Source organism: Nocardia sienata NBRC 100364 (assembly GCF_001613205.1).
Classification (GTDB): domain Bacteria; phylum Actinomycetota; class Actinomycetes; order Mycobacteriales; family Mycobacteriaceae; genus Nocardia; species Nocardia sienata.
The window spans coordinates 1-15,718 of the sequence record NZ_BDBX01000041.1 but is presented as its reverse complement, the minus strand read 5'-3'; the positions used below and the strand labels follow the sequence as shown (position 1 = coordinate 15,718).

Genomic DNA, 15,718 nt, shown 5'->3' with positions numbered 1-15,718 from the left:
CGAGCTTGTCGACGTCACCGTTGGGCAGCTTGCCGAATTGCGCGACACTCTTGCTCGACAGGTCGTCGAAGAACTCTTGAACCCCACCGTTGTGACGCCGTTATCAGCGACAGAGGTCGGAAGCTGCACAGAATGGATCATCACTTCCGCTGTCGGCGGACGAGGCGGGTTGCTCTTGTTCGCGATCCCGTGTTTGTATCCGATCGCGTACAGCACATACCCAAAGTTCGTCAGCGCGTCAGCCAGGTTCGTGCCTGCGCTTGCCTTGGACGGTGACGGCGTCGTTGTCAGGGAGTTTCATACGCTTGTCGATCCGGGGTGTGATCCCGGTCCGGTCCGCATCCACGGTCTGACTCGTGAACTTCTGAGTGGGGCCCCACGGTTCGAGAACATCGAGGCCGACCTGACCCAGTTGTGGGCGGGTCGGGTCATGGTCGCGCACAATGCGGGTTTCGACTATGGCTTCCTCGCGGGCGAGTTCGGCAGGATCGGAGCGAGCCTGCCCGTCCGTAACCGGTTGTGCACCCTGGCGCTCGCACGTCGCGTCGCGCCTCCGGTACCGGATTGTCGATTGGCCACGCTCGCGACCTACTACGGCATCCGGCAGCAGCGCGCGCATGACGCAATCGACGACGCGCGGGTTCTCGCGGCGGTACTACGGTCCTTGGTCACGGATGCTGCTCATCTCGGTATCGCGCTACCGATGCTGGCCTGCCCGCCCGACCGTCCTGGTGCAAGGAGGCGCTCGGCGTGGCCGAGCACCCCGCCGAAGACCATCTGCGAGTTCGAGTACCCCGGTCGCTTCACCGACGGTGGTGTGCTGGTTCAGGGTATGAAGGTTGCCTTCACCGGCGACACGCGCGTCGATCGTGCGCAGCTGATACCCCGAGCCGTAGCGGCGGGGCTGGATGTGACCCGGGCCGTCAGCGGACGCACGAGCGCCCTGGTGACCAACTCGCAAGAATCGCTCACCGGTAAAGCTCGCGCCGCGCGTGCTCACGAGACACCGATCATGACCGAACAATCATTTCTGATGCTTCTCGAACGAATCCGGCCGGGGACTCCCAAGAATGTGTCCTCGCCGGCCGGAGAGATGGGAAGCAGGTCACGTACACGCACGGAGACTGCCGAGCTGTTGGCCGGGCGACGGGTTCTGGTACTCGGCGGTCCGCATGATGCGGCTGTCGGCGCACGGAACAGGATCACCGGTCTCGATGGCTCCGTGGCGGTCAATATGTCGGCGAGTGTGTCCAATGTTCTCGCTCTGGCGGGTGCGCAGAACGACCCGCGACTGGGCCGAGCGGTAGCCCGGGGCCTTCCGGTCCACGGAACTGAACTGTTGGACAGTGCCGGCCGAGCCTCCCCGCGTGGAGCGGATGCCCGGGAGATCGTGGAACCACACATCATGTGTCGTGGACGCAGGATGAATCGTATGAAGTCGACGTCGTGGGGTTTCTTCTCGACAGCGGCGAAAAAGTACGCCACGACCCCGATTTTGTCTTCTACAACCAGCCGACAGGTGACGGCGCCTGGCTGACCGCCGACGGACCCAGCGAACAAACCGTCGAACTCTCTGTCGAACAGCTTCCGCAACAGTGCGCACGGGTCGTAGTCGCTGCAGCGATCGACGGCGACAGTATCACTTTCGGGACGGTGGGTGCGATCGAGATCGAGGTCACCGCGGGCAGCGAATCAGGCGTTTTCGCACGTGCCACGCTGGACGCCGCGACTGAGGAACGCGCTCTGATACTCGTGGAGGTGTATCGGCGCGGCGAAGCCTGGCGACTGCGGGTGCTCGGCCAAGGTTACCCGTCCGGACTCGCCGAGCTCGCCCGGTTGTATGGAGTCGATGTGTGTGGGGAGTAATCGTCGACGGCCCGCGTGGATGGCATCCAGGAGATCACCGGATACACCGAGTCCAGCGGTCGTTCTGCCACTCGGCCATTTCGTCGATCATCTTGTTGTTGATAGTGAAAATCGTCTGTTTGGACACTGCGGCGCCATACATGTCGTCGATGTCCTCCGTTATGTAGTTGAGGCGCAATGGTGTTGGAGGGTGGGATGGTAGAACAGCTCGACGTAGACAATGCCGAGGAGGGCATCGGCAGGACCGTCGACGGTATCGGCAAGGCGGCGCGAGCCGCTTCATCGCAGTTCGCCGGGCGGGTCGGCAACGTCAAGGACGCTGCGAGAGGCAGGGTCGAGAAGCTGACTGTGAAAGGGCCGGACCCCTACGAAGTGGCCGTAGCGGAATACAACAGCGTCTTCACGGCGATGGCCGACAGGGGCCAGTCTCTGTTGCGTCAGCGCGAACGTTCGACGGACCTGATCGAGCTGGTCGAGCAGTTGGTGAACAGCATCGCGAAGACCCCGAAATCATTCGATACCGACTTCGACGAGATCGAGGCACATCGGAAACGGTTTTTGAATGCGGAGAATTTCGCTCGGAAAGAGCTGGAAGCAGCACGGTTGTCGGCTGCCGGCGCCGGTGCCGGGTTCGCGGCGGGTACCGCGGTAACGGGCCTGGCACCGTCGGCGGCGATGTGGGTCGCCACCACCTTCGGGACAGCGTCGACCGGCAGCGCGATCTCGACTCTTTCCGGGGCGGCAGCCAGCCAGGCAGCACTGGCGTGGCTCGGTGGCGGTGCGCTGGCTGCCGGTGGCGGCGGCACTGCGGCAGGCACCACACTGCTTGCGCTTGCCGGCCCGATCGGCTGGACAATCGCGGGCGCAACCCTACTCGCGTCGATCGCCCTGTTCGCGAAGAAGAAGTTCGAGAATCGAGAGGCGAAGCACGAAACGCTGACTGCGATAAAGCACAACACCGCCCTCGTCGAAGGCATGGATGCTCAGATCGACGACCTTCTCCAGCGGACGACCTTGCTCCGCGAAGGGCTGGTGAAGAGTTACGGCGAAGCCTTGGTGTACTTCCGCGCCGATTTCCACGCGCTCGCCCCTGCCGAGCGGTCGGCACTCGCTACGTTGGTGAACAACACGAAGTCGTGCGCGACCATGCTGGGCATGCGCGTCGAACAGGATGTCGCTGGTGAGTGACGCTGCCGAGCTCGTCACGAGCGCCCAGGAGCAGGCAGTTGCTTCCTGGGTGAGCTATCTCAACCAGCTCCGCATAGACAACCTTCTGAGCGCGCTCAGCCAGCAGGACGAACACCTTCGGGACGCGCTCACTAGTGTCGATGAAGCCGTCAGGAAGATCGACCTCGAGGTGGTCGCCGCCAACCGCGGCGGACAGCGTGGCATGCACGGCTTCATCGCCGAGATCGCCGAGGTCGGGATCGGCAACGCCCGCAAGCAGATCCTCGGCCACGAGGCCGACTACCAGTGGGTCAACGACAACGGACCCGTCGACCTGATGCGCGGAAGTGTCGAGATCCAGCAGAAGTTCGCCGCAGCGGGTGGCCGCTTCTCACTGAGCGCGATCACCGGGCACCTCCAGAAGTATCCCGAATACGTGCGCAACGGCGGTAAATACCAGATCCCCCGTGATCACTTCGAGATGATCCAACGGCTACATGCCCTGTCGCCCGAGGAAGCGAGCAAGCTACTGTCACGCAGCGGCGACGGACCTTCCCTCAGAGACTGGCAGCGGGTCCAGGCGTTCTTCCAAGACAGATCGGTCGGCTTCGAATCGCTCGAACCCTCGACGCTCGAATACAACGAAGTGCAGCGCGACGCCTACACCTCGACCATGGCGGCCGAAAAGGACCTGCTTCGCGCCACGGACCGGTCTCTGCGCGACGATGCCTACCAGCGCAGTCGGCCGACGCTGCGAGGAGGAGGCACGGCCGCACTCACCGCCGCCGCGACCGCGGGCGGGACGGCGTTCGTACTGGCCGTGGTCGCCAAACGCCGGGAAGGAAAGCGGCTCAATGAGTTCAGCGGGCGCGACTGGATCGACCTCGCAGGCGAGACCGGCTCAGGTTTCGGCACGGGCGGCGTCCGAGGACTGAGCATCTACGCGCTTACGAATTTCACCGCGACCTCGGCAGCCGTCGCCGGCTCGATCGTTACCAGGCATGTGGGGTCCAGTTGAGCGGAAACTGGCGCTAGAGGGCGCTGACTTCCGAGGTCCTGTGCCCTGGAGGTCAATTCGCTGGATCGGCGGCGGCGGGCGGGCATGTGGTGGTTGCATGTCGGGTTGTGGGTGATGAGGTCGGGGCCGGGTATGGCCAGTTCGGTGCGCTGTCGCGGGTCGAGCTGGAGCGGTTCTTCCATCTCGATGACACCGATCGGGAGCTGATCGCGGCCCGGCGCCGGGACTCGAACCGGCTCGGTTTCGCGTTGCAGCTGGTCACGGTCCGCTATCTGGGGATGTTCCTCACCGATCCGCTCGATGTACCGGTCGAACTGGTGGAGTACCTGGCCGAACAGCTCGACATCGCCGATCCGTCGTGCGTGAAGTCCTACACCGACCGGGAGAAGACCCGGTTCGAGCACGCGTGGGATATCCAACGCATCGAGGGTCTGATCTCGTTCGCGCAGGTCGAGGCCGAGCTGATTGCGTGGGTCACCGATCAGGCGTGGATGACCGGAGACGGACCGAAGGCCCTGATCGCCGGTGCGGTGGGCTGGCTGCGGGAACGCAATGCCCTGCTGCCGGGCATCACCACCCTGGAACGCCTCGTAGCCGACGGCAAGGCCGACGCCGACCGGCGACTCTGGGCGCAGCTGGCCGCCCAGCTGACCAGCGGGGAGGCCGGGGTGCTGCTCGGATTACTGGACACTCGGCAGGAGAACCGCCGCCGGTTCGTGGAGCTGGAGCGGTTGCGTAAGGGCGCGTTCACGCCGACACCGACGGGCATGAGGAACGCGTTGGCGCGGGTACGGGATGTGAACGCGGTCGTTCCGGGGTCGGTGGATTTCGCGGCGGTGCCGGCGCGGCGGGTGATCGCGCTGGCCACGCACGGGTTGACCGGTAAGACCGCGCACCTGCGGCGGATGAAATCCCAGCGGAAGCGGCTGCTGGCGCTGCTTGCCGCGACGGTGTTCACTTTGCGCGGCAAGGCCATCGATGACGTTCTGGAACTGTTCGACCTGCTGATGGTCACCAACTTGATGGCCAAGGCCGAACGCCAGTCCCGCGAGGAGAAGATCAAGCGTTACCCGCGGGTGAGCCGCAACGCCGGCAAGCTCGCCGCCGCGGTGCGGGTACTGCTGGAGATGAGTGAGAACGAACCGGAGCTGTCCCTGGATCTGGTGTGGGATCTCATCGAGAGCACAGTGTCCAAGGCGGAGCTGCGGGCCGCCTTGGACGCGATCGATGAGCTGGTGCCGCCAGCCGATCCGGAGTGCGACTCGCACAAGCTCGAGGAGCTGGCGGGACGGTTCGCCACGGTGCGCGGGTTCTTGCCCGCGATGATGCGCCACATCGACTTCGGTGCCACCGCCGACGCGGCGCCGGTACTCAAGGCGGTGGTCGCACTGGCGGAGATGATCTCCCCACAGCGCACCGGCCGCAGCGGGCTACCAGCACGGTGGCTCGATGCCCGCCGGGTGAACCATGACCTGATCGCCGGCGGCTGGCAGCGCTTGGTGTACCCGCCGGAGCGGCCGGCCGACACCGTCGATCGGGCGGCCTACACCCTGTGCCTGCTCGAGCAGTTCCATCGGCATCTCAAGCACCGCAACATTTTCGCTGAGCACTCCTCGAAGTGGCGTGACCCCCGCGCGCATCTGCTGTCCGGCATGGCGTGGGAAGAGGCCCGCGACCGGGGCATGAACGCACTCGGCCTGCCGGGCAACCCGCATGAGATCTTGGGTGAGCTGGCCCAAAGCCTCGACGGCGCCTATCGGGAACTCGCCGAACACCTGGGCGACGACACTTCCGCGTCGGTGGACGAGGACGGGAAACTGCACGTGGCCGCGTTGTCGGCGACGCCGGAGGAGCCGAGTCTGGTCGATCTGCGGCGCCGCACCGCAGCGATGATGCCGAGGGTTGACCTGCCGGAAATGGTCTTGGAAGTGATGGACTGGTGCCCGGAGTTCGGCGAGTCGTTCACCCATGTCGCCGGGACCAGCGCCCGCGTCGCCGACCTGGGGGTGTCGGTGGCCGCGGTGCTGTGCAGCCAGGCCATGAACGTCGGCCTGGTCCCGGTGACGACGCCCGGCGCCGACGCGCTGACCCGCGACCGGCTGCGCCATGTCGATCAGCACTATCTGCGAGCGGAGACCCTGTCCGCGGCGAACACTGTGCTGGTCAACGCCCAAGCCGATGTGCCGCTGGTCGGGTTGTGGGGTGGCGGGGCCGTGGCCTCGGTGGACGGGATGCGGTTCGTCGTCCCGGTCCGGACTATTCATGCGCGACCCAACCGGAAATACTTCGGGCCGAAACGGGGCGCTACCTGGCTCAATATGCTGTCGGACCAGGCGGCCGGGCTGAACGCGATGGTGGTGTCGGGCACGCCCCGTGATTCGTTGAACGCCATCGACGTGATCCTGCGGCAGCCGGAGGGCAGCAAGGTGCCCGACGACATCATTTCCGACAACGGGTCGTATTCGGATATCGTTTTCGGGCTGCTGCATCTGCTGGGCCGCAAGTATCGCCCGCAGCTGAAAAGCCTGCCCGACCGGCGGCTGTGGCGCATCGATACCTCCGCCGACTACGGCCCCCTGGACAAGGCCGCACGCGGACGCATCGACGTGGAGAAGATCTGCTCCCACTGGGAAGACATGTGCCGGGTGGCGGTGTCGATGAACCGTGGTGAAGTCTCCGCGCACGAGGTCACGCGCATGATCTCCCGCGACGGCAACCCCACCCACCTCGGGCAGGCCATCGCCCACTACGGCCGGATTTTCAAGACTCTCCATATTCTTCGGTTGGCCGATGACGAACCCTACCGGCGGGAAGCCAAGGCCCAGGCCAACCTCCAGGAAGGCCGCCACGATCTGGGCCGCACCGTCTTCCACGGCCGCAAGGGCGAACTGCACCGCGCCTACCTCGACGGCATGGAAGACCAGCTCGACGCGCTCGGGCTCGTATTGAACATCATCGTGTTGTGGAACTCGGTGTACCTGAGCCGTGCCCTCGACGAGCTGCGCACCCAGGGCTATCCGGTCCGTGACGAAGATGCCGCGAGGCTGTCACCGTTCATCCGTCGCCACATCCGCATGGAGGGCCATTACAGCTTCCACCTGCCCGACCTGGGCGGACGCCACCGGCCGCTGCGCGATCCAGATGCCGGAGACGAAGACGACTGACGGTTTCGGGTGAGGAAAACAGATCAGCGGTTCGGCCGACGGCGGGCGGCTGGGTCGGTGTCGGCCTGGAACCGGCGCAGCCCCTCGTCGGACACCCGAGCGTATTTGGCGAGGCTGCGGACCGAGGTGTGCCCGCTCAGCTTCATCAACACTGGCGTGGACGCGCCGTCCTCGGCGGCGTGGGTGAGTCGGGAATGCCGCCATTGATGCAATGTGTAGGGGCCGTCGCCGAAGTGTGCGGTGTAGGTCTCGAATAGTTCTGCCGCGCGACGGTAGGACAAGCGGGCTCGCCCGGTCACCGGATCCACATCGTTGCTGGCCACCGAGGGGCGGGCCTTGCGGTCGGTGAGGAACAATGGGCCCCGGCGCCGACCGGCGAGCATGCGTGGCAGCAGCCGCGCGGTGCCGGTCTGCCAGGCGATCCGCTCACGCGCCCCGCCCTTGCGGGTCACCACCGCGCACCGGTTCACCGTGTCCAGATCGGGCACGTCGAGCATCAGCACTTCCTCGGCGCGGGCGGAGGATTCATACAGCAGGTGCCACAGCACCCGCTCGCGCAGTGGCGCATCCGATGTCAGGATCTCGGCGACGCGATCACGCGAGAGTGCCTTGCTGGTATCCGGCGGTGCGGGACGCGCCTTCAACCGCACCAGCGGATCGGCGGCCAGCCAGTCCTGTTCGGCCCAGTACGTGCACGCCGATTGCAGGGCGGTCAACCGGATGTTGAACGTCTTGGCTGCTTTGTCGCCCCACATGAAGGTGAACCAGCCGGCCACCCGATCCGGCTGCGACCCCAGCAGCGCCACATCGGTATCGCGGCCGAAGTCGGCCACGAGCCGGTTCAGCGCCGTAGCGTAGGTCGCCTTCGTGTTCTCGACCGTGATCGCCGCCAGATAGATCGCCACGGCATCACTGAGCCGGACCCCGCCGACCGCGCTCGGGAGTCTCCGAACCTGCCCCATCGCACCACCCTCCCGTCGCTACCGCAGATAGTTTCCCGAGTCGCCCCCGGGTTCGGGGTGTATCGCACCAGGACGACTCGGCAGTTACCGCACATAGTATGTCACTATCTGCGGTAACTGCTTAGCGCCAGATTTCGCAGATGTGGTCGATGTTCGAAGTGGTCTTGTCAGCAGAGTTGCATTCACGAAGAGATGGCGACGGGTGTGCGGTAGGTGCGTGGGTCGTCGATGGCGTCGAGTAGATATCTGGCAAGGTCGGCTCGTGAGGTTCGCGGGCCGACCTTCGCTTTCGCGCCTACGGAGATTCGCGGATGCCTGGCTGCGGGGTCATGGGTCAGACGTGTCGGCCGCACGGCGGTCCAGGTCAGCTCGCTGTGCGCGAGTTGGCGTTCCATTCTTTCCATATCGGTGTAGACCTCGCGCATGATCCGGTGCAGCAGCCGGGCGAAGAGCCTGCTGACCAGGTCCGCATCGGATGGAATGCCCACCCCTGCGGAGGAAAGGACGAGCAGTCGACCTCTGGGCCGCAGGGCCGTCATGATCGTGGCGGCGCTGTCGGAGTAGAGCGTGGTGGGACCGCGTCCGGCGGCACCCAGCGCGGAGATCACCACATCGTGTTCATCGAGAAGTCCGTTCAAGGCCCCCGGTCGGGTCGGATCGGCGGTGACCACCGTCAATCCCGCTGCTGGACCGAGGCTTCCGGCCCGGCGGACGACGGCGGTGACACGGTGCCCACGAGCCAGTGCCTCGTTCACAATCATCCGCCCGGTGCGGCCGGTGGCCCCGAGGACGGCAATGGTGCTCATGAGCGGGCGGCCGGGCGGGAGGCGGGCTGGAATGTGAAGGTGAGGGCCTCCATGAGCCGCTTGCGCTGGGTCTTCTGTACCGCCGCGATCCGCCACTGGCCGTCTGCATCGCGGATCACCGTGTAGGTCGCGAGCTTGCCCAGCTGCTTCGGCGCCCCCTTCGAGGACTCGCCGCGCGCCACCACGATGGCAGTGTCGCTTCCGTAGGTGCGGATTTCAATAATCTCGACGGTGAGGCGGGTTCCCTTCAGGAAGCTGTCGAACAGCACCTGGTGCCCGCGGCCGATCTCCGGACCGCCGTGGTAGACGGTGCCCATGTAGGTGACGTCGGTGGCGTCGGCGGTGAAGCATTCGCCGTAGGCAGTGCCGTCGCCCCGGGTCCACGCCTGTGCGCTGCGCTCGATGAGGGCGCGAATGGCGGCGGTGTCGGTGGTGGCGTTCATGGTGGTGAGCTCCTTCAGTGCGCGAGCAGGGCCAGGGCGGCCCTGCGGGGAATGAGCCGCAGTGCGGCGGTGAACAGTTGATTGGTCCGGCTGGTCGCGACGACGGGACCGGCCTTGCCGGACAGCGCTTTTCGGGCGCGATCCACCACTTCACGAGGTGACTGGACCAGCCAGGGCGGGACGTCGTCCGCGGTTTGTGAGGCGGTTCGCGTGACACCCGGGCACAGGGCCAGGACGTGCACTGCGCGCGACTTCTGTTCGTGCCACAGCGTTTCGGAGAAGGCGGTGACGAAGGCTTTGGAGGCGCTGTAGACACCGATTCCCGGCTTCGGGATTTCCCCCAGCGTGGAGGACACGTTCACCAGCGCGCTGCCGGGTGCGGCCGCACCGAGGAAGGCGTGCGCCAGGACGACGACCGCGCGGCAATTCACCTCGATCGTGGTGAGCGCGGATTCGAGCGGCAGCTCGGCGAAGTCGCCGTGGGTGGCGGTACCGGCATTGTTCACCAGCAGCGTGTATCCACCGTGCCGGAGTAGTGCGGCGGTCGCCGCCAGCCCTTCGGTGGTGGCGAGATCCGCGGCGAGATAGTCGTGCCCGTTCCCGAGCTCGGTCATGAGCGTTTCCAGTCCCTCGGCGCCCCGCGCCACCCCTGTCACCGAATATCCCTGCGTCGCGAGCGCTACCGCGAACGCTCGACCGATACCCGCACTGGCGCCGGTCACGAGTGCTCTCATCGCTCGGCCTCGGGCTTGGTGTCCGCATCGAACAGGAATGAGATGCGTTCCATGACGGTCTGGCGCTTGGTGTTCTGGAAGGCGGCGATGCGCCACTTTCCGTCCTGTTCGCGCACCAGGGTGTAGGTCTGGGTCTTGGACAGCTCGCTCGGGCGTTCGTCGTCGTACCGGTCGCCGCGGGTGGTGACGATCGCGGTGTCCGCGCCGAAGAAGCGGATGCCGAGGTAGGAGTCGGCGAGCTTGCTGCCCTTCAGGAATCCGTTGAACAGCGCGCGGTGGGACTCGGTGAGATCGCGACGGCCGTCGTAGTAGGTGCCCACGAAAGTGGTGTAGGTGCCGTTCTCGGTGAAGGTGGCGCCGAAGGCGTCGGCGTCGCCCTGCCCCCAGGCCGCGGTCATCTCGGCCAGCGTCGCGCAGACCCCCTGCAGGTCCGCGGCGGTGCCGCCGTCCGGTGTGACGCTCGTGCACTCGGCAATGCCCTGGTTGCGCACGTCCGAGGTCTGGTCCAGCCACACATACCCGCCGGCGGCGGCAATGCCGAGAGTGAGTGCGCTCGCGCCCAGCACCTTCACGACGGTGCGGCGACGGGACTTCGTGGCCCTGGGGGACGGTAGGCCGACGGAATCGGCGGAGTGGGTGGACGCCGTGGTGGATTCGGTATTGGTGGTGGTCGCGGTCATCGCGGGGACCTTCCTCGTGCTATTCTCCCTGCCTAGAAGATTTCTCTTCTTAGGAGATGTCTCTTCGTTTAGGAAGAGAATATGAGGAAGGTGGACCCCTTGTCAACGGATAGGCAGAAAGACGACCCCAGTCAGGTCTTCCGGCGGTACCTGAGTTCTGTTGTGCTGCATGCCCAAGCGGGCGCCAGAGCCGTCGGGCTGGGCGCCACCGACCTGTACGCGCTCAACATCCTGGAACTGAGCGGGGCCATGACACCCGGCGAACTCGGCGCCCGCACCGGTCTGACCACCGGGCCCACCACCCGGCTCATCGACCGCCTGGAAAAGGCCGGGTATGTGCGTCGCGGCGCTGACCCCATCGACCGCCGCAAGGTGATGGTCGAGCCGGTCGCCCAGCCCGCCGATCTCGACGACGTACTCGCCCCCGCCCGCCGCAAGATCGGCGACATCATCGGCGGCTACACACCCGAACAGCGGGAATTCCTCTTCGACTACTTCGCACGGGCCGCCGACGCCTTCCAGCAGGCGGCGACAGAAATCAGCGCCGCACGCCCCGCCGCAGACTAGGGCACGTGCATTCCTGCGCTGGGGGCTGCAAAACGCGTGTGTGGCACCGACGCCTACGCCGGACAGCCACTCAAAGGAGTACTCGCCGATCTGGAGTGCTGCGGATCCCGGGCTCGTCTGTGAACAGCACCTCGACACCGCCCTGCTCGGCCCGGCCGATCACCTTCAGCTTCCCCGCCGGCTCCATCGCGGCGCTCGCCCGAGAACTAGGGAACGGCGCTGCGATGAGTGCTGATCAGAACAGGGTGTCGCGGACCCGCAGCGGCCGGTAGCCGGTGGGACCGAGCTGGGCGAGTTCGGCGTCGATATCGACCTCGACCGCGCCGAAGAAAATGATGTTCTCGCTGTGCGCCGGGCTGACGTGGGCCAGAACATTGGCGTCGATACGGCGGCCCTGACGGCGCATCTGGTCCACCGCGAGCGCGTAATACTCTGTGGTCCAAGCGATTACTGCGTTAGTGGCCACGGTCAGGCACCAGGCTTGTTCGGTCTGGGCTTCCAGGTGGCGTGCGCGGAAGGCGCCCTCGTGGGCGTAGATGAGGCCGCGTTTGAGGGCGTGGATGGATTCGCCCTTTAGTCCGGATCGGTCAGGTACCGGCAGGCGTAGATGGTGCGGCGCATCGCGCCGTACTCGTTCAACGCTGCCGCCGGCGCGTTCCGCCGACCCCAGTCCGGAGCCCCGGATCGACGCCACCATCGGCGAAGCCCTGGCCAGGATGGACAGCGCGGACCGGATCATCATCACCGCCGATCACGGCAACGACCCAGCCGCCGGAACCGGCCACACCTACGAATTCGTGCCCGTACTGGATACCCGGCCGCCGACCCTCGATGGGACAGCCGGACTGGCGTGGATCGCCCACGCCATCAGCACCGCCCTACTCGGATACCGGCCCACGCGCCACCGCTAACGCCAATTTCCGCTCGACTGGACCCCCCGTGCCTACCACATCCTTGAGCATCGCAGAGCAAGCGAACAAGTTGCGCCGGGACCAGATCGACGAACTCGAGTTCATCGAGAACTCCGAGAGCATCGCCTTGGAGGCCGCAGTACGCGCGCTGTCCTCGTTCGTCGGCCAGGCGACTATCCCCATACCGGTCCTCGGCGCCGTCATCGGCACCACGGTCGGCGCTGTGATGTACAAGGCCGTCGCATCGTCGTTGACAAAGCGAGAGGCGGCGCTGATCGAGCGTTACCTCGACGAGCAACTCGCCGCGGAGTACCAGGCCACACTGGAAAAGGTGTACCAGAGCATGTCGGACTATCTCGGGCTGCTCGAACGCGCCTTCTCACCTGATGTGCAGGTCGCACTCGTCGGATCGGTAGAGCTAGCGGCGGAACTCGGCGTGGCTTCGGACGAACTCTTGGATTCCGACGAGAAAGTCGACGCCTACTTCCTCGATTAGCGAGAGGAAGGCCCCAGCCGGCGCGGCAACCTATTCAGTTGGATCTTGGTCGATCGGCCGGTTACGACAACTCGCCACCCCTTCTGGATCCTCCTCGTAAAACACTCACCGAGCTTATTGGTCGTAGGCGTCCCAAGGTCCCACGGAGTCGCCCTTGGCGGAGTCATAGTCGGCCAAGCCGACGCGGCCGCGGGAAGAGGTAAACGGGAGGATGCGAGTCCCGTTCCGGGGTCGCGTGCCTATCTGGCGTCTACTACTCGATATGCAGGAGATGTTGCCTGGTGAGCGCGTGGGCGTAGTGGTTGATTCCCCCTCCGGACACATATGCCACTCTTTCTACCTGCTGTTATGTGGTGTAGGTATCAATTAAGCGAGCCATATGCGCAGGTCAGCGACATGGGGGCTCAAGTCGGGTTCAGCTGAGACAGTCCTGAGAACCAACTCATGTATGTGTTCCTTTCGCGCCGGCCAACCCACATCGCGGCGCTGCCGTTGCCGGAAACCTGGATTTGCGCCCCGCTTGATGAGGTGCGGGTGTCCTCGCTGGCTGTGGGCTATTTCGTCGGGAGGCTGGGTGAGTGCCGGCATGTAGAGCGTGACCCGTGGGGGAGGGTCGACGAATCAACCGCGGCATCGTCGGGATCGGGTGAGTCGATGCCTGACTGCGAATCCGTGGGCTTGCGAGCCGCCTACGTCGCTGGCCAAGAGGTCGACCTAGTCGTCAGAAAAAGGTCGGTCGGATCCCCGACGGTGGCGGATGGCGTGTCCACGGTGAGGGCTCGGAGCAGGCCAAGGCCGCTGCCCGCGCCAAGACCCGCGCTGCCCGAGCCGGCTACGTGTTCCTGCATTCGGCAGTCGACGGGTTCTCTCGACTGGTACACGCCGAGCCACTCGGTGATGAGAAAGCCTCTACTGCTGTCGGGTTCGTGCACCGGCCACGAGTGTTCTTCGTCGCCCACAGCATCACTTGCCTGAACCGGATCGTCACCGACAACGGCGCGTGCTGCAAGGCCGTGACTTCGCGAAGGTCCTCCCGGGGGCCCGTAACCAGCGGATACATGCCCCGGGTAACGGGAAAGTCGCACGTTACAACCGGATCCTGGCCGGGGACTTCCCCTATGCCCCGGGAATGGATCTGCAGCGTCAACGGGCGCTGCAGATCTGGAACATCCACTACAGCTACCATCGGCCCCATACTGCAGCCGACAATCGACCCCCGGTAAGCCGATTGCGCTCCGGCGTCACCAACGTCACGGCCTCATACACCTAAGCCCCGTGGAACCGTGACATGGTTGTTCGGCCGCATGACCAAGCCGGCGCCCGGCATCGGGATCAGCTGGTGTCTGCGTGGCCAGCAATCGCGGATAAGCGGAGCGGGCGAGCCCCGTAATCTTGCACGCGAACCTTCGGGCATGCCCATCCGATCCGGGAGCATGTCTACGGTGCATCGCCTGGCCGCCTGGCCCAGGATCTTCTCTTGCTGATCTCCCGCAGGGCGTCATTCTCCAGTTCGGCGTCGGCGAGCAGCTGCTTCAATCGGTCGTTCTGTTCCCGCGGATCCTCGATTTCTTTGGCGAATCGGTGTCCATACCGCCGTACTTACGGCGCCAGTCGCGCCACAACAAATCCTGTCGTATATGGCGGGTAACAATGTCGCGATGCCGTGCCGACCCGGCCCGGCGGCCGACGGGTTCGTGGTTACCTGCTCTTTCGGTGGGAGCGTGGATCGTCGCCTCGGGGGTGTCCGAGTAGCGCGATATATTCGAAAGCCGAGTAAGGGGTTGTATTTGAGCAAACGCAACAAGGAACCGGGTAGAGCCGAGATGCTGGCCGAGCGGCGTGCGCGCCGCGCCGAGCAGCGCGTAGCCGAGGGGCTGCCTCCGCTTGAGACGATGAGCAAGGGCGCCAGGCGGCGTGAACGCCTACTGAAGGTGAAAGCTGAGCGTGTCGCGCGAGGGATGCCTGCAGCTAAGCCGTGCAACCAATACGACACCTATATCTCCTCGGCGCGGTGGCGGAACAGGCGACGAGAGTACTTTGCCACTCATCGCAGAGAATGTGCGGGATGTGGCGCGACACAAGGGATCGCGCTCCACCACAAGACCTATGTACGAAAGGGAGCAGAGCTGGATGCCGACTTGGTGCCGGTCTGCCAGCCGTGCCATACCGCGATCGATGTGTATCACAAGGCGAAGAAGTCGGGGAGTCTTGCCGCGAATACAGACATCGTCCTTGAACATGTAAGGAGCACAGGGAAGCCTGGCTCGCACCCGCTACAAACTTCGGCGCAACGTTAAATTCGCCCCAAGCAGGCGCCGCAGAAGGGCGAGCCTCGGCGCAGCAAGCGTGCGCAGCAGTACGACGTCTACATGGCGTCAGATACCTGGGCGCAGCGGAGGAACGAATACTTTGCCACTCATGAACGCAAGTGTGCTGGATGCGGTACTGCGCAGAGTATCTCGTTGCACCACAAAACGTACGAGCGATCCGGCAAAGGAAGCGAACTCGATACCGACCTCGAGCCGGTATGCCGACAGTGCCACGCAGCCATCCATGCCTACCATAAGCTGCGGCTGGGCCGCCTGGAACACGCAACGAACACCGTTCTGGAGCATATACGTGCGACCGGGCGTGCCGGAACGTACCCGCCGACCGAGCAACGACGACGTGTCCGCTACAAGCGGAAGCGCACCATCACAGCGACCTAGAGGATGGCCCAAACTGGCCCGACTCAGCAAGAAGTGTACGCGTAGGCCATTCCGCGCTGGAACAGGCTTCGCACCATCGCGATTAACCTAGTGCTGGCGATAGTGGGAAACTGATACTCGATCGCCCTGCTATCTCTAGCATCTTGCTACCCAAACGAATGACAACATGACACGGTTCTTTCTTGGCGCACGGGGC

13 protein-coding genes and 2 pseudogenes are annotated in these 15,718 nt (G+C 65.0%); 9 read left to right on the top strand and 6 right to left on the bottom strand.

What is annotated here, in order from left to right:
* The first annotated feature begins 37 nt into the window (after positions 1-37).
* The 5 genes from NS4_RS31620 (at position 38) to NS4_RS21760 (ending at position 7,215) form a co-directional block, all read left to right on the top strand.
* Positions 38-1,537, top strand: a complete 1,500-nt coding sequence (locus NS4_RS31620; protein ID WP_084487578.1) for an exonuclease domain-containing protein — start codon at positions 38-40, stop codon at positions 1,535-1,537.
* Complete coding sequence (locus NS4_RS21775) at positions 1,447-1,866, top strand: TerD family protein (RefSeq protein WP_169811797.1); 420 nt, start codon at positions 1,447-1,449, stop codon at positions 1,864-1,866. The genes NS4_RS31620 and NS4_RS21775 overlap by 91 nt, the downstream gene beginning before the upstream one ends.
* A gap of 195 nt (positions 1,867-2,061) precedes the next feature.
* Positions 2,062-3,054: a hypothetical protein gene (locus NS4_RS21770; protein WP_063061435.1), complete on the top strand. Its 993-nt coding sequence runs from the start codon at positions 2,062-2,064 to the stop codon at positions 3,052-3,054.
* Positions 3,047-4,051: a hypothetical protein gene (locus tag NS4_RS21765; protein WP_245665615.1), complete on the top strand. Its 1,005-nt coding sequence runs from the start codon at positions 3,047-3,049 to the stop codon at positions 4,049-4,051. Before NS4_RS21770 ends, NS4_RS21765 begins: the two co-directional genes overlap by 8 nt.
* 107 nt (positions 4,052-4,158) lie before the next feature.
* Positions 4,159-7,215 (top strand): Tn3 family transposase, encoded by a 3,057-nt coding sequence (locus NS4_RS21760; RefSeq protein WP_039827906.1) that lies wholly within the window; start codon positions 4,159-4,161, stop codon positions 7,213-7,215.
* A gap of 23 nt (positions 7,216-7,238) precedes the next feature.
* Here the strand turns inward: NS4_RS21760 and NS4_RS21755 are convergent, their stop codons facing one another.
* The 5 genes from NS4_RS21755 to NS4_RS31615 all read right to left on the bottom strand — a co-directional run bounded on the left by NS4_RS21755 (position 7,239) and on the right by NS4_RS31615 (position 10,840).
* Positions 7,239-8,177 carry a tyrosine-type recombinase/integrase gene (locus tag NS4_RS21755; protein WP_039827907.1) on the bottom strand — a complete coding sequence of 313 codons (939 nt, stop codon included), beginning with the start codon at positions 8,175-8,177 and terminating at the stop codon, positions 7,239-7,241.
* Between the two features lie 182 nt (positions 8,178-8,359).
* On the bottom strand, positions 8,360-8,983 hold the full coding sequence (locus tag NS4_RS21750; RefSeq protein WP_039827909.1) for an NAD(P)-dependent oxidoreductase: 624 nt from the start codon (positions 8,981-8,983) through the stop codon (positions 8,360-8,362).
* On the bottom strand, positions 8,980-9,426 hold the full coding sequence (locus NS4_RS21745) for an SgcJ/EcaC family oxidoreductase (RefSeq protein WP_039827910.1): 447 nt from the start codon (positions 9,424-9,426) through the stop codon (positions 8,980-8,982). The genes NS4_RS21750 and NS4_RS21745 overlap by 4 nt, the downstream gene beginning before the upstream one ends.
* A 14-nt stretch (positions 9,427-9,440) precedes the next feature.
* On the bottom strand, positions 9,441-10,160 hold the full coding sequence (locus NS4_RS21740; protein WP_039827911.1) for an SDR family NAD(P)-dependent oxidoreductase: 720 nt from the start codon (positions 10,158-10,160) through the stop codon (positions 9,441-9,443).
* Positions 10,157-10,840 carry an SgcJ/EcaC family oxidoreductase gene (locus tag NS4_RS31615; RefSeq protein WP_083873138.1) on the bottom strand — a complete coding sequence of 228 codons (684 nt, stop codon included), beginning with the start codon at positions 10,838-10,840 and terminating at the stop codon, positions 10,157-10,159. The genes NS4_RS21740 and NS4_RS31615 overlap by 4 nt, the downstream gene beginning before the upstream one ends.
* 99 nt (positions 10,841-10,939) lie before the next feature.
* On the opposite strand from NS4_RS31615, the gene NS4_RS21730 reads away from it, so the two are divergent.
* Positions 10,940-11,407 carry a MarR family winged helix-turn-helix transcriptional regulator gene (locus tag NS4_RS21730; RefSeq protein ID WP_039827931.1) on the top strand — a complete coding sequence of 156 codons (468 nt, stop codon included), beginning with the start codon at positions 10,940-10,942 and terminating at the stop codon, positions 11,405-11,407.
* Between the two features lie 235 nt (positions 11,408-11,642).
* On the opposite strand, the pseudogene NS4_RS21725 reads toward NS4_RS21730, so the two are convergent.
* Positions 11,643-12,073, bottom strand: a pseudogene (locus NS4_RS21725) (Tn3 family transposase); the annotation flags it as partial.
* Between the two features lie 50 nt (positions 12,074-12,123).
* Here NS4_RS21725 and NS4_RS21720 point away from each other — a divergent pair.
* The 3 genes and pseudogenes from NS4_RS21720 to NS4_RS32695 form a co-directional block, all read left to right on the top strand.
* Positions 12,124-12,318 (top strand): hypothetical protein, encoded by a 195-nt coding sequence (locus NS4_RS21720; protein WP_039827914.1) that lies wholly within the window; start codon positions 12,124-12,126, stop codon positions 12,316-12,318.
* 28 nt (positions 12,319-12,346) lie between these two features.
* Positions 12,347-12,814, top strand: a complete 468-nt coding sequence (locus tag NS4_RS21715; RefSeq protein ID WP_245665614.1) for a hypothetical protein — start codon at positions 12,347-12,349, stop codon at positions 12,812-12,814.
* 725 nt (positions 12,815-13,539) lie between these two features.
* A pseudogene (locus NS4_RS32695) lies at positions 13,540-14,084 on the top strand (transposase family protein); the annotation flags it as partial.
* Positions 14,085-15,718: the final 1,634 nt, after the last annotated feature.